The 14,241-nt window shown below is 32.5% G+C and carries 14 protein-coding genes; 4 read left to right on the top strand and 10 right to left on the bottom strand.

Translation table 11 applies throughout. The features are described 5' to 3' along the window. Positions 1 to 88: 88 nt before the first annotated feature. Both purU and ACFWV9_RS07900 read left to right on the top strand, forming a co-directional pair. Positions 89 to 943, top strand: coding sequence for a formyltetrahydrofolate deformylase (gene purU / locus ACFWV9_RS07895; RefSeq protein WP_411894706.1), 855 nt, complete (start codon positions 89 to 91; stop codon positions 941 to 943). A 175-nt stretch (positions 944 to 1,118) separates the two neighbouring features. Then, a complete protein-coding gene (locus ACFWV9_RS07900) occupies positions 1,119 to 2,219 on the top strand; it encodes an OmpA family protein (RefSeq protein WP_411894707.1) in 1,101 nt (366 codons plus the stop codon). A 42-nt stretch (positions 2,220 to 2,261) separates the two neighbouring features. Here the strand turns inward: ACFWV9_RS07900 and ACFWV9_RS07905 are convergent, their stop codons facing one another. Further along, positions 2,262 to 3,392, bottom strand: coding sequence for a TlpA family protein disulfide reductase (locus ACFWV9_RS07905; RefSeq protein WP_411894708.1), 1,131 nt, complete (start codon positions 3,390 to 3,392; stop codon positions 2,262 to 2,264). 83 nt (positions 3,393 to 3,475) lie between these two features. Continuing rightward, the gene (locus ACFWV9_RS07910) at positions 3,476 to 4,444 is read right to left on the bottom strand and encodes an MBL fold metallo-hydrolase (RefSeq protein ID WP_411894709.1); all 969 of its coding nucleotides are present in this window, start codon (positions 4,442 to 4,444) and stop codon (positions 3,476 to 3,478) included. A gap of 43 nt (positions 4,445 to 4,487) precedes the next feature. On the opposite strand from ACFWV9_RS07910, the gene ACFWV9_RS07915 reads away from it, so the two are divergent. Both ACFWV9_RS07915 and ACFWV9_RS07920 read left to right on the top strand, forming a co-directional pair. Then, positions 4,488 to 5,198, top strand: a complete 711-nt coding sequence (locus ACFWV9_RS07915; RefSeq protein ID WP_411894710.1) for a DUF4197 domain-containing protein — start codon at positions 4,488 to 4,490, stop codon at positions 5,196 to 5,198. A 92-nt stretch (positions 5,199 to 5,290) separates the two neighbouring features. Next, positions 5,291 to 5,482 carry a Lacal_2735 family protein gene (locus ACFWV9_RS07920; protein WP_411894711.1) on the top strand — a complete coding sequence of 64 codons (192 nt, stop codon included), beginning with the start codon at positions 5,291 to 5,293 and terminating at the stop codon, positions 5,480 to 5,482. A gap of 1 nt (position 5,483) precedes the next feature. Here the strand turns inward: ACFWV9_RS07920 and ACFWV9_RS07925 are convergent, their stop codons facing one another. The 8 genes from ACFWV9_RS07925 to ACFWV9_RS07960 all read right to left on the bottom strand — a co-directional run bounded on the left by ACFWV9_RS07925 (position 5,484) and on the right by ACFWV9_RS07960 (position 14,237). Then, positions 5,484 to 5,990 (bottom strand): hypothetical protein, encoded by a 507-nt coding sequence (locus ACFWV9_RS07925; RefSeq protein WP_411894712.1) that lies wholly within the window; start codon positions 5,988 to 5,990, stop codon positions 5,484 to 5,486. A gap of 198 nt (positions 5,991 to 6,188) precedes the next feature. Next, complete coding sequence (gene pyrF, locus ACFWV9_RS07930) at positions 6,189 to 7,004, bottom strand: orotidine-5'-phosphate decarboxylase (protein ID WP_411894713.1); 816 nt, start codon at positions 7,002 to 7,004, stop codon at positions 6,189 to 6,191. 32 nt (positions 7,005 to 7,036) lie between these two features. After that, a complete protein-coding gene (gene prfA, locus ACFWV9_RS07935) occupies positions 7,037 to 8,113 on the bottom strand; it encodes a peptide chain release factor 1 (protein WP_411894714.1) in 1,077 nt (358 codons plus the stop codon). 475 nt (positions 8,114 to 8,588) lie between these two features. Then, the gene (locus ACFWV9_RS07940; protein WP_411894715.1) at positions 8,589 to 9,593 is read right to left on the bottom strand and encodes a DUF3078 domain-containing protein; all 1,005 of its coding nucleotides are present in this window, start codon (positions 9,591 to 9,593) and stop codon (positions 8,589 to 8,591) included. Positions 9,594 to 9,597: 4 nt separating this feature from the next. Beyond that, complete coding sequence (locus ACFWV9_RS07945) at positions 9,598 to 10,776, bottom strand: AIR synthase related protein (RefSeq protein ID WP_411894716.1); 1,179 nt, start codon at positions 10,774 to 10,776, stop codon at positions 9,598 to 9,600. 44 nt (positions 10,777 to 10,820) lie between these two features. Beyond that, entirely contained in the window at positions 10,821 to 11,498 is a 678-nt protein-coding gene (locus ACFWV9_RS07950; RefSeq protein ID WP_411894717.1) for an outer membrane beta-barrel protein, read from the bottom strand. 186 nt (positions 11,499 to 11,684) lie between these two features. Beyond that, the gene (locus tag ACFWV9_RS07955) at positions 11,685 to 11,822 is read right to left on the bottom strand and encodes a hypothetical protein (RefSeq protein ID WP_411894718.1); all 138 of its coding nucleotides are present in this window, start codon (positions 11,820 to 11,822) and stop codon (positions 11,685 to 11,687) included. A 228-nt stretch (positions 11,823 to 12,050) separates the two neighbouring features. After that, a complete protein-coding gene (locus tag ACFWV9_RS07960) occupies positions 12,051 to 14,237 on the bottom strand; it encodes a glutamine synthetase III (RefSeq protein WP_411894719.1) in 2,187 nt (728 codons plus the stop codon). Between the last annotated feature and the right edge of the window lie 4 nt (positions 14,238 to 14,241).

Below are 14,241 nucleotides of genomic sequence, written 5' to 3' on the forward strand. Positions count from 1 at the left end.
TAAATTTTATCAATAATCTAAAAATGAATCTTCTTGTATGTGTCGTAGTATTTTAACTAAATTTAGACCATCGATTTAGAACTATTTCATGAATAAAATAACACTTTTAATTCACTGTAAGGATCAACCAAATATTATTGCTTCTGTCACTAATTTTATGGCAATAAATGATGGGAATATTGTCTACATAGACCAACATGTTGATAGAGAACAAGATATTTTTTTTATGAGATTAGAATGTGAGTTTAATTCAGATTCCTTCTCCATCGAAAACTTTAAAGAAGCATTTAGCAAATCGCTCGCTGAAAAGTTTGAACTTAAATGGCGCATGTATTCTGCAGAGAGAAAGCCTAAAATGGCTTTATTTGTGTCAAAATACGATCATTGTCTTTACGATATTTTAGGGAGATACAACTCCGGTGAGTTGTTCTTAGAGATTCCTTTTATACTTAGTAATCATAATGATTTAAGACAAATTGCTGAAAGTTTTAATATACCATTTTATCATGTTGCTGTTACAAAGGACAATAAACATGAAGCTGAGAAAAAACAATTAGAGTTATTGGAATCTCATAATATTGATTTTGTAGTCCTTGCGCGTTATATGCAAATTGTATCTAACTTCATTATTGATAAATACCCGAATAAAGTTATCAATATTCACCATTCATTTTTACCAGCATTTGTAGGAGCAAAACCTTACCATTCTGCTTTTAAAAGAGGTGTGAAAATTATTGGAGCCACAAGCCATTATATTACAGAAGAACTTGATGCTGGACCAATTATTGAACAAGATGTAGCGCATGTTTCTCATACACATTCCATAAGTGATCTTATTGCAAAAGGTCGAGATTTAGAAAAAATTGTGTTGTCTAACGCAATTAAATTACACGCCAATAGAAAAGTGATGGTATTCAATAACAAGACTGTGATTTTTTCTTAATCTTCCTAACTCCTATTATTACTGACCTAATCAGTAAATAATTGGAATAAAAATTCGCTTTCAAACACATTTTTATAACAATAGAAGTGACTCTTTTAAAAATGCTGTGTCTTAATTAATGCGTGGCGTATAAGACCTACGTATAATACACTATAACCATTAACTATTTAATTCAATGAAACAAAAATTATTACTATTAGTATGCTTTGTGGCTGGGATAGGATTTTCTCAAGCACAAGGTCTTCCAACAAATCCTGAACCAGGAAAGTGCTACGTAAAATGTATCACTAAAGATGAGTTTAAGGAAGTTGAAGAAACGATTCAAACTTATCCTGCCTATACTACATTAAAAGTTGTACCTGCAACGTACAAAACTGTAGAGGAGAGCGTTTTAGTTAAAGAGGCTTCTAAGAAGTTTGTTTATGTACCTGCTGTTTATGAAACAGTTGAAGTTCCTTATGTAAAACAAGAAGGAAGAACCGACCTCAGAGTCGTACCGGCATCTTTCGGTAAAGATTCAAGAACGTTTGAAATCTATCCTAAAACATCTGGATGGGAATACAAAGTTTTAGACGATTGTCCATCAGTAAACAAGGAAGATTGTGTTGCTGCATGTTTTGTAGAATATCCTGCTCAGTCTAGAGATGTAAGTTTTACAACTTTGGCATCAGATGCTAGTACTAATTCAGTTCCTGTTGGGGAGCAATCTACAACTTACAAAAAGCGTGTAGTTAAGACTCCAGCAAGAATGGATGAAATTGAAATTCCTGCTGAATACACTACAATAAAAAGAAGAGTAATTGATACTCCGGCTTCTACAACTACTTCTACAGTGCCAGCACAATATCAAACTGTTACTAGAACAATACTTGATAAAAAAGGTGGTATCACTACATGGGAAGAGGTTGATTGTGAGCTTTTAGATCCAAATGTATTACCAATTTTTTATGAATTAGGTAGCGCTAGATTAACGCCTTCTTCTAAAAAGACTATTGACGATACATTATTACCAATATTAAGTGATTCTAATGTCAGTATTGAAATAATGTCTCATACAGACTCAAGAGGAAATGATGATTTTAACCAATCTTTATCGCAACAAAGAGCAAATTCTGTTGTAAACTACTTAGTTTCTAAAGGAATCTCTAGAAGCAGATTATCTGCAAGAGGTTTTGGTGAATCTAGATTGACTAACAGATGTTCTAACGGTGTTGACTGTTCCGAAAATCAGCATCAAAGAAATAGACGTACAGAATTTAGAGTTTTAAGTAACTAATTATACGTCCATAATTTGGTTTTAAGATTGAAAAAGCTCCCTTTAGGGAGCTTTTTTTAGTATGTAATAAACTGGGTATGAAAGTATTTTCTTTTCCACAATAATGCCATAATCATCTTCTAGGCTAGATTGCATCAATTGATAAAACTTATAATGAATGTCCCAGTCGTGAAGTGTTAGACTTATACTTGTATCTTCTGGCACAATAACTGGCATATCTAGGACATATGCTAACTGATAAGCCATATCCCTCAACGATACATTATCACCTTGAATTTGTGAATCTCCTACTAAGAATTTAGTATTATTTATTCCCCAATTAATTTGGTCCGTATCCCAAAATTTTGGCGACTCCGCAGTAAATTTCATGACCTCTCCATCTTCAAATTGCCTATCAATTCCTAAACCGAGTTCAGTAATTAATTTAAAAGCGAGGTTTTCATTAGCATTATATGGTTTTTTAAAGTATACCTGGTAATACTTATCCAATTCTGGCAATACTTCAATCTGGTTTTTATAAATCTTTGCCAAATAACTAATTATATCAGACAAGGCCCCATTAAGTTTAAGGTAATTTCCGTTATCTATTATCTCTAATTCTTCATTATTGTTTGGCAATAAGGTCACCTCAATTTCTTTATTTGGTATATATTCAGCAGCTATTTCTTCTTTAACGGTAATTATATCAACAAATTGATCTATTGTAGATCTTGATTTATTTCGTCTTAAATAATTAGCTACCATATAGTCTTTTAGATCTGGTGCTCCTCCTCGCCAGAGTATATCACCATTTGCATTATATAATACACCATCTGGTAATATTCTAACATTATGCTTTTTAAATGTTTCGCCATAATTATCTATCGCAACCGCAAGATCAGTTGATTTCTTTTTTAGAAAACGCTCCACAACAAGTGGATTTTCTTTTGAAAGTGAAATAATATATAATTCTTCTGGATATTTTTTTTGTAGAACTCCCAAATGCTCTTTAGCAGTAATGCATGGCGTGCACCAAGTAGCCCAAAAATCTACAAAATAAAGTTTGTTGTTGTCTGCTGACGCAATTTTAGAATCTTGTAAAAATTCTGAAATTTTTATTTGACCAAAAGCATAAGTTGCTGTTAGGACGCAAATTATAGCTAATGACAAGTGTTTTCTATTTAAACGACTCATATGTTAATATAATTTACTAGGGATTAATCAAATACTGTGCTAAAAGTAATAATTAAAATTAATTACCTTTTTTCTAACGCCTATTATAACTCAAAATTGTCACCTTGCTTAGCAAAATTAAATCCTAAACTTTGAATACTATCCTTTAAAGGGTGACTATCTCTTATAGTTGGATTGGTGTGGTTAAAATGAATAAAATAGATTTTGTTTTTGGTCTCCATTGATTCATTTTGAAAGAGACTTGTGGTTTGTGTGGTAAATGGATGCGGAATTTTACTCATATCCCTTTCTAATTCGCCATCCCTAAAAAACGAAGCATCTAAAAAAGCATAATCAACTTTTTTAACTTCATCAATTATCGATCTTTCCCAAGTATCCCATTTGTCTATATCTGGTATAAAAATGGCTGACTTACTATTTCCCTCTATTTTGTATCCAACAGTTTCAGAATATTCATCTCTGTGAGGCACTATAAATGGCGTGACCTTTAATGACTTGTTTAGTAGGATTGTTGAGTCGTTACTGAGAGATTGTAACTCAATATTCTTAAGATTAATCAATTGACTCCAAGGTCCATTTTTTTCAAGATAAGATTTCATTCTTGGCATTGTAAAAACAGGAATATTTTTAGCACCCAAAGCCTCTCTTCCTAATTGCATCAGACCAGTATAATGACCAATATGAGCGTGAGTTAAAAAAATACCATCAATTACATTATCATTACTTAAATGTTGCTTGTTTAACACATTTGTTTGCTCTATAATATCTGGGGTTGCATCAAATAACCATTTCTTTTGAGCCATCGTATCTATAAGCCCTAAACAAGACACAAGTTTCTTAGATTCTAATTCATTAAAATATCTAGTACAACATTCCTTTTTACAATTTATTTGTGGATAACCAGCATCCTGTGCTATACCTAAAACGGTAATATACTGATTGAAATTTTGATTCTCATTTTTGATTGAACCATTATCATTATTGACTTTACTATCGCCACAGCTAATAACAAACAAAAAACAACATATAAGTATGTATTTAAATACCTTCATCAATTATTATATTAATTTTGTTAAAGATATAAAACCTAAATCCATGAAAAAGCAAATTACAATCCTACTAGCGCTAATTACCTTTCTTTCTTGTGCCGAATTGCAACAAGTTGTAAACCAACTACCTGAATCTGGCGGTGTATTAAGTAATGCTGATATAGCATCTGGATTACGACAAGCATTAAATAATGGAATTGATAAGCAAGTATCTAAATTAACCTTAAAAGATGGTTTCTACAAGAATGAATTGGTTAAGATATTATTACCTGAAGAATTACAAAAGGTAGATAAGGCATTAAGAACAATTGGATTAGATAATCTTGCAGATGAAGGGTTAAAGGCTATTAATAGAGCTGCTGAAGATGCTGTTAAAGAGGCTACACCAATATTTGTCAATGCCGTAAAAGAAATAACCTTCAATGATGCTAAAAATATATTACTAGGTGAAGACGATGCTGCAACACAATATCTCACAACCAAAACCAAAACGGAATTATATAACAAATTTAAGCCGGTAATAAACAATTCTTTCAGTAAGGTTGGTGCTGATCAAATATGGAATAATCTAATTACAAAATACAATAATTTACCTTTCACCAATGACGTAAATCCAGACCTAACGGATTACGTAACTAATGAAGCACTTGAAGGTGTTTATTTAATGATAGCGGTTGAAGAAAAGGAAATTAGAACTAACTTATCTTCCAGAACAACAGATCTCTTAAAAAAGGTATTTGCACTACAAGATCAATAATTGTTTAATGTTTTGTTAAAATTTTTAAACAAAACGATGTATTCTATATCATTTTTTATAATTTTCACAAAGAAATACTAAATTAACTAACCGTGGAATATTTTAAAAAGGGGCTCCAAAAAAGAAATGATTTATACCTTCAATATATTTACCTTATTGAAGAAGCATATAATTTGAGTCAAAGTGACCAAGCACAAAGCGATATATCCTCTTATGAAGCTAATAAAATTCTATCAAGACTAAAAGAAATAGAATTTGAAAGTGCAGAAATGCAATTAGCATAAACTATTGCTTACGCTTGTATAAACCATTGAAAGCAATAACTACATCTGCACCTTCAGTGTAGGTTTCCCATAGCTGACGTACAGTACCATCTTCATTGGCTGACCATGTTACTTGGTGAAAAAAAGTTTTGCCTTGGGCATTAGTCTCTTTATCAGTTTTTAAAATCATTTGATTTCCTTTTCTATTGCCTTTAAGATATAAACTGGCACCTTGATTATCGATCCAGATTTGCTCCCATTGTTTAGTTTTTAAATTATAAAAACTATTACTAGTTCCTGTGTATCCAGGTGTCGCACTAGTCCAATTCTCTCTTAACACACATTTATTTTCTACTTTGGTAAGTATATTGTTCCCTACTTTATTGCCATTGGGACCTGTCACTTCCCATGTTCCAATCCAAAAATCAAATTCGGCATGCTTTTCGGTACAACAAACACAAGATTGGTTTTGTCCAAAAGCAGAATAATAACTAAAAAATGCAAAAAGTAATATTAATACGTTCTTCATGATTGATATAGTTTTTCCTAAGGTATTAAACTACATTTAATTAAAAGCTAATATTAACATTACATTGATAGGTTAAAAAACACGCATCTTCGTTGAGCAAAAGATTAGTTTAATAAGTCTTACAGAAGTCAGTACAGTTATTTAGAAGAGTCGGTATGTTTATACCGACTTTTTTATGCTTTTAGAAAAAGTCAAAAGTTACAAAGACAACATTTCGTTCATTTGACTCTGTAATTCTGAAGCTTTTTTTGCTGATGCTTCTGCAAAATCCTTACCATTAGACGCATAAATTATTCCTCGTGATGAATTAATAAGCAATCCAACTTCTTTATTCATGCCATATTTACAAACATCTTGCAAGTTACCACCTTGAGCACCAACTCCTGGAACTAATAAAAAACTATCTGGAATAATTTTTCGAATATCTCCTAAAAATTCTGCCTTTGTTGCTCCAACCACATACATCAAATTTTTAGAATTTGTCCAATCTTTAGAAGTTTCTAATACTTGTTTGTACAGTTCCTCTCCATCAAGATATTTAGTCTGAAAATCGAAAGCCCCTTTATTTGAAGTAAGTGCTAGAAGAATAGTATGCTTTTCTTCAAATGCTAAAAATGGTTCAACAGAATCCTTACCCATATAAGGAGCAACAGTAACACTATCAAACCCTAAATCCTCGAAAAAGGCCTTTGCATACATAGAACTTGTATTACCAATATCACCGCGTTTAGCATCAGCAATGGTAAATATATCAGGATGCTTTGTATTTAAATAATTAATAGTCTTTTCTAGAGCTTGCCAACCTTTGATGCCATAGGCTTCATAAAAAGCAGTATTTGGCTTGTAAGCAATGCATAAATGATGTGTTGCATCAATAATTGCCTTATTGAACGCAAAAATAGGATCTTCCTCTTCGAGTAAGTGTTTAGGGATTTTGTTCAAATCAACATCTAATCCTATACATAAAAAGGATTGTTTTTTGCGGATTTGTTCTGTTAACTGGGTAGTTGTCATATATTAAAAAAGCCTCGCTAAGAGGCTTAAAATTAAATTACATCATCACTAGCTTTTAATAGCTCCGTATTTTCAGCTAGCATTAATTCATCTATTATTTTTTGAATATCACCATTTATGATATTCGAAAGATCGTATAAAGTTAATCCTATTCTGTGATCTGTTACACGACCTTGTGGATAATTGTAGGTTCTAATCTTAGCACTTCTGTCTCCTGAACTCACCATACTTTTTCGTTTAGCAGAATCTGCTTGTCTTTGCTTTTCTAATTCTAAATCGTAAAGCCTAGTCCTTAATACCTTAAGTGCCTTTTCTAAATTTTTATGCGATGATTTTTGATCTTGACAACTTACAATCATACCCGTAGGCTCATGATGAAGCTTAATGGCCGAATATGTTGTATTTACAGACTGACCACCAGGACCTGTAGATGTTGTACGCTCAATCCGAACCTCTGTCATATCTAGTTCAAAGTCTATATCCTCAGCTTCTGGCAATACCATAACCGTTGCAGCACTTGTATGTACACGACCTTGAGTTTCGGTTTGTGGTACACGTTGCACACGGTGAACTCCAGCTTCAAACTTTAAAGTACCGTAAACATCTTCTCCAGATACTTCAAAAATGATCTCTTTAAATCCTCCTGATGTTCCGTCGCTTTGACTAACCACATCGATCTTCCAACCTTTATCACTGCAATATTTAGAGTACATTCTGAATAAGTCTCCTGCAAAAATACTTGCCTCATCTCCACCTGTACCTGCTCTAACCTCAACAACAACATTTTTAGCATCATCTGGGTCTTTGGGAATTAAAAGAAATCTTATGTCTTCTTCTATTTCTGGTAAAGCTTCTTTAGCTTCATCTAATTGCATTTTAGCCATCTCTACCATTTCCTCATCAGAGCCATCCGCAATTATCTCTTCTGCTTCAGAAATATTATCTAGCAGTTCTTTGTAAATAACACCTTTATCTACAATTTTCTTTAAGTCCTTGTATTCCTTATTAAGCTTAACATATCGCTTTTGATCTGCGATAATATCTGGCTGTATTATAAGGTCATTTACCTCATCAAATCGCTGTTTTACAATTTGGATTTTCTCTATCATTTATCTTCTAAAATTGAATTTCAAAAGTACAATTTTTTATGGATTATATTGGATTGCTGGAGAGATAACAACTCTGAAAAAATATTTTTTTATGTTTATGCGTTATAGGTTATATGCTAAAGCAATTTGCATCCATACTAAACTATTACAAACCCCTCGCTTTATGGTCATTTTTAGTGACACTAGCGATTACTGTTATAAACCCTCAGTTAATTCTAGCTTTATGCACAAAATTATTCTTAGCCTTCTTATTATGGATAATGCTAAATGACAGAACCTTAAGAAGAAGATTAAATTACTACCGAATACGAGGTGTAAGCAATCTAAAATTTCTTTTAATAGTCTTTATTTTAGATAGTATTATTACTTGCACATTTCTTTCTCTGATAAAAGGGTTTATTTAAAAAAGAGGTAACAATACAGATTAACAAACTAACCAATTTAGAAGATTACAAATAATTGAATGAAGTGAGAATTAATTATCACCACTATTATTATTACTTATAAACTCATCTAAATCAATAACGACTCCAATACCGAGTAATTGTTTCCACTGCAACTTAGGTCCTTCTACTACAATATCTTCATTAGTAATGTCATTGCGTACTACTTCAGTTTTAATATCGTCATCATATCTTAAATGGGACCCAAATATAGCGCTGATATATTTATTGACCTTGAAATCAAAATTGACTTCCCATTCGAGATCAATGTTTCCAAAACTATTGAGATAATCGGTATATAATCGCAATAAACTATTCACCTTTACATTCTCCATAATCTCTTCTTGATACTGATTGGTAATTAAAATCCCCAATTCAGTTCTTACTCTATCACCTCTATTCAGGAGGTTTCCATTTGTGTCATAGATTGCAGGATTTACACCAAAAGCACCAGAATTTGCTAAATCCTCATCTAATACAAAAGTGTTTTTCATGGTAAACGGAGAAACATACAGTGAAAATTTCTCTATTGCTTTACCATATTCCATACCTGCACCCAAAAACAAATATCCAGGCGCCATGAATGTGGAAATAGGATCTTCGTCGGGATCGTTAAACCCATTTGCAAATTGCGTATTAAAACTAAACCTTATGGAATAAAACCAATTACTATCTGGGTTTGATTGAAAACCAACATTTGAAATTATTGAAATAGCATCATCCGTTTTCCTAATTGGTTCGTCTTCCTGTTTATTTATACCATATCTAAGCAATAAGGATGAATTCCAGAATAGTTTGTCATTTTTATAGTTGGCTTCGGCTTTACCATTGAAAATCGCAGATATAGAATTGGCACCACCAGCGTTCCAATTTGTAAATGACACTTGGTTAAAATATAAACCTACTTCCTCATTAATATTCCAACCTAAATTGTTTTCTTCAACAAGACTTAAAAATAGAGAGTCCGGTTGTGCATGAATTACATCAGTAAAAATACCTATGCTAATGAATAGAATTAAGTATCTGCAAACTTTCATTCGTTTAATACTCAAAAGTTCCGTATTCGCTCTGTATGGAAAGTTTTTTCTTTTCTGATGCTTCAACCCTTCCAATTATTTTGGCATCGACATTGAAAGATTTTGAAATGGATATAACGTCCTCTGCAATTTCAGGTTTTAAATAAAGCTCTAATCTGTGACCACAATTGAAGACCTGGTACATCTCTTTCCAGTCAGTATTAGACTGCTCTTGAATCAATCTAAACAAAGGTGGCACTTTAAATAAATTATCCTTTATAATATGTAGATTATCAATAAAATGAAGAATTTTAGTTTGCGCACCACCACTACAATGAACCATTCCATGAATAGTATCATTAGAATACTTATTTAAAATAGCTTTAACTATTGGTGCATACGTACGAGTAGGCGATAAAACTAATTTACCAGCGTCGATTGGAGAATTTTCAACAGTATCTGTAAGCTCAGTATTCCCAGAATATACTAATTCGCTAGGTACTGCACTATCAAAACTCTCAGGATACTTTACTGCCAAATACTTTGAAAATACATCATGTCTAGCAGAAGTTAATCCGTTACTTCCCATACCTCCATTATACTCAGTTTCATAAGTTGCCTGGCCAAAAGATTCTAATCCCACTATAACATCACCTTCAGAAATATTGGCATTATCAATTACATCCTCTCGCTTCATACGTGCTGTAACGGTAGAATCAACTATAATAGTTCTTACCAAATCACCAACATCAGCCGTTTCGCCACCTGTTGAATGGATGGTGACTCCAAAAGATTTTAAATCTTCAATTAATTCCTCAGTACCGTTAATTATTGCAGATATAACCTCTCCAGGTATAAGGTTTTTATTTCTTCCTATTGTAGAAGACAACATAATGTTGTTAGTAGCTCCAACACAGAGCAAATCATCAATATTCATTATAAGGGCATCCTGAGCTATCCCTTTCCAAACTGAAAGGTCGCCAGTTTCTTTCCAATACATATATGCTAATGACGATTTTGTACCTGCGCCATCAGCATGCATTATTAGACAATAATCTTCATCATTGGTTAAATAATCTGGGACGATCTTACAAAAAGCCTTAGGAAATAAACCTTTATCAATATTTTTAATGGCATTATGTACGTCTTCTTTAGAGGCAGAAACTCCTCTTTGCGCATATCTTTTACTAACCGAATTACTCATGAAGAACTAGAAAGTTTAAGGTTATGCAAAAGTAAGAATAGATATTAATTATCTGGTATAATTGGGTTTGAATTCTTAATAGTCTTTACACCTTTTTGAATCTTATCTTTTTGGTTAGAACCACCGAAATAGTAATTCACTCCAATACCAAGACGCATAAATTTATCATTATCGCCGTCTGCTATTAGTATTTCAATTTCATCATCAAACCCATAATTATATTCATAAAAAAACTTGAATCCTACTTTCTCTACTAATAAGACCTCAAATCCAAAACCAACCTGTGCCTTCATAGCATTAACATCAGTTTCAGAATCCATGTTCATCCCAATTCCACCATAGATAAAAGGTGTAAACATTTCTGATGGCATAAATAAATATTCTAAATTAAAATCCACAGAGAGCAAACTTTGATCTATATCATTATAGGATAAATTATATCCGTTTGCAGTTAGTCCAACAAAAAAGAACGGAGACAAGGCACGTTTATAACCTGCTCTATAATAAAAACCAAAAGATGTATCTTCATAATCACCAAAAAGTGTAGAACCTCCAATACCTAGATCAATAGTATTGGTGCCCCTAAAATTATAAAAATCTAATTTTTGAAATTCTTTTTCATCTTCTGAAGATTGTTCTTCGTCTTCTTGAGCAATGATGCCGTTAATACTTAATACAGAAAATAAAATACTTAAAAAAAGCAGTCTAGATTTGGTATTCATAGTTTAAGTGTTAATAAGTTTATCACTAATAAATGCGAATTAGGATTGACGCAATATAGAAAAATAATCTTCAAATTAACATAACAATCTAAATCTCAAGGCATAAAAAAAGATAAAACCAAACCATTGGTTTTATCTTTTTTTATCTAAATAAGACTAATTAAACTCTATTGTCTATTTAAATTTTTAAGATTCAGCCTGTAGCTTAGACTGTATATTTACAACTTCGTCATTAGTGACATTATTCAAATCTTCAGAATTGTCTTGAGAAAGAATTAAGGTTGCACCGATAAGAATAGCTACGCTTAAGAGTAACTTCTTCATATTTATAAGTATTGATTAATAGCATTACAAACATACTAAATAATCTACCGTCAAAACTGATCGCAATCAGTTTTTTGTCATTAAAAGACTACCTTTTCGATAATTAGCCTTTGTTATCGACAAACGACATAAAAAAGATGATTTTGATATCAAAATATACGTAAGTATACCTACAAAATCACCAACAATATGAGTAAAACAAGGTATTTTTTGTTTAACTACTTGAGGTTAATTGGTAAACAAAAGTTCTCTGTATTTGGTCAATGGCCAAAGCTCATCATCAATCATTAATTCTAATTTATCACTGTGGTAACGTATCTGCTCAAAGAATGGCTTTACCTTCTCACAATACCCTTTTGCTTTCTTATTTATATCACCTTGATTATTAAATAATTTACGCGCGTCTACCATATTTGTTACCAATGAATTTATAGCTTCAATATGACCTGAAATCTCTTCAATTAATGTCAGTTGTTCTTGAGCTAGACTCTTAAACTTATCTCCAAAGATATTTTTTAGTCCTGTAACATTTTCAATTAGAATATTTTGATAACGTACAGCTGTAGGAACCACATGGTTTCTAGCAATATCTCCTAACACTCTACTTTCAATCTGAATTCGCAGTATATATTCTTCAATTTCTATTTCATAGCGCGCCTGAGATTCTACCTTGTTCATTACGCCTAAATTTTCAAAAAGATCTATGGTAGATTTTGCAATTTTCACCTTTAATGCTTCAGGTGTTGTCTTGTTATTACTTAAGCCTCTTTTCTTAGCTTCTTTTTCCCATTCAGGACTATAACCATTGCCTTCAAATAGAATAGTTTTTGAGGACTTAATATATTCTCGTAAAACATTGAATATGGCATCATCCTTTTTCATTGATTTTTTATCTATCAATTGATCTACTTCAACTTTAAAATCAATTAGTTGTTTGGCAACTATAGAATTTAAAACAGTCATCGGATTTGCACAATTTGCTGAAGACCCAACAGCTCTAAATTCAAACTTATTTCCAGTAAAAGCGAACGGTGATGTTCTATTTCTATCCGTATTATCTAATAGTATTTCTGGTATTTTACCAACTACATTTAATTTTAAATCAGTCTTTTCTTTTGGTGATAGTTTCCCTTTAGTAACAGATTCAAGTTCCTGTAAAACATTTGTTAATTGCTCACCTATAAATACTGAGATTATTGCAGGTGGCGCTTCGTTTGCACCTAACCGATGGTCATTACTAGCAGAGGCTATAGCCGCTCTTAATAATTCCTCATAAGTTAATACTGCTTTAATGGTATTAATAAAGAAGGTTAAAAACTGTAAATTACTCATTGGTGTTTTACCTGGCGACAAAAGATTAACATCAGTATCTGTGCTTAAACTCCAATTATTATGTTTCCCAGAACCGTTGACTCCAGCAAATGGTTTTTCATGCATTAGGACTAGAAAATTATGCCGTTTCGCCACTTTCTGCATAATATCCATTAATAAGGAATTGTGGTCTACAGCTAAATTGGCCTCTTCATAAATTGGTGCTAATTCAAATTGATTTGGAGCGACCTCATTATGCCTGGTTTTTGCAGGTATACCTAACAACATACATTCATTTTCTAAATCGCGCATAAAGGCCATGGCTCGCGAAGGAATGGTGCCAAAATAATGATCATCCAATTGTTGTCCTTTAGCTGGAGAATGGCCAAGTAATGTTCGTCCTGTTAAGACAATATCTGGTCTAGAGGTTGCAAGTGCATTATCAATTAGAAAGTATTCTTGCTCCCAACCTAATAATGCACTAACCTTTCTTACATTTTTATCAAAATATTTACAAACTGCTGTCGCCGCGCTATCTATAGACTGCAATGCTCTTAATAAAGGTGTCTTATAATCTAGTGCCTCACCTGTATATGCTACAAATACGGTTGGTATACATAAAGTAGTACCATATATAAATGCAGGTGATGTAGGATCCCAAGCTGTATATCCTCTTGCTTCAAAAGTATTCCTTATACCACCATGTGGGAAACTGGATGCATCAGGTTCTTGTTGCACAAGTTGGCTTCCATCAAATCGTTCTATTGCTAATCCTCCATCAGTAGTTTCAAAAAAAGCATCATGCTTTTCCGCTGTTGCACCAGTTAGTGGTTGAAACCAATGTGTATAATGCGTTGCCCCTTTTGAGATAGCCCACTCTTTCATACCAGTTGAAATGTGTTCTGCAGTTACTCTATCTATCTTGGTGCCTTTTTCAACAGCTTGCAATATTCCATTAAGTGCATGCTTACTCAGATATTGACGCATTGCGGTTTCATTAAATACATTTGAACCAAATATTTCTGAACGTCTTTGCTTTTCATTAATGACTAATGGTACTCTTTTTAAAGACTCTTTTAAAGCATGAAATCTAAGTGTTGACATATTA

It is taken from the genome of Winogradskyella sp. A2, from assembly GCF_046762865.1.
Taxonomy (GTDB): Bacteria; Bacteroidota; Bacteroidia; order Flavobacteriales; family Flavobacteriaceae; genus Winogradskyella.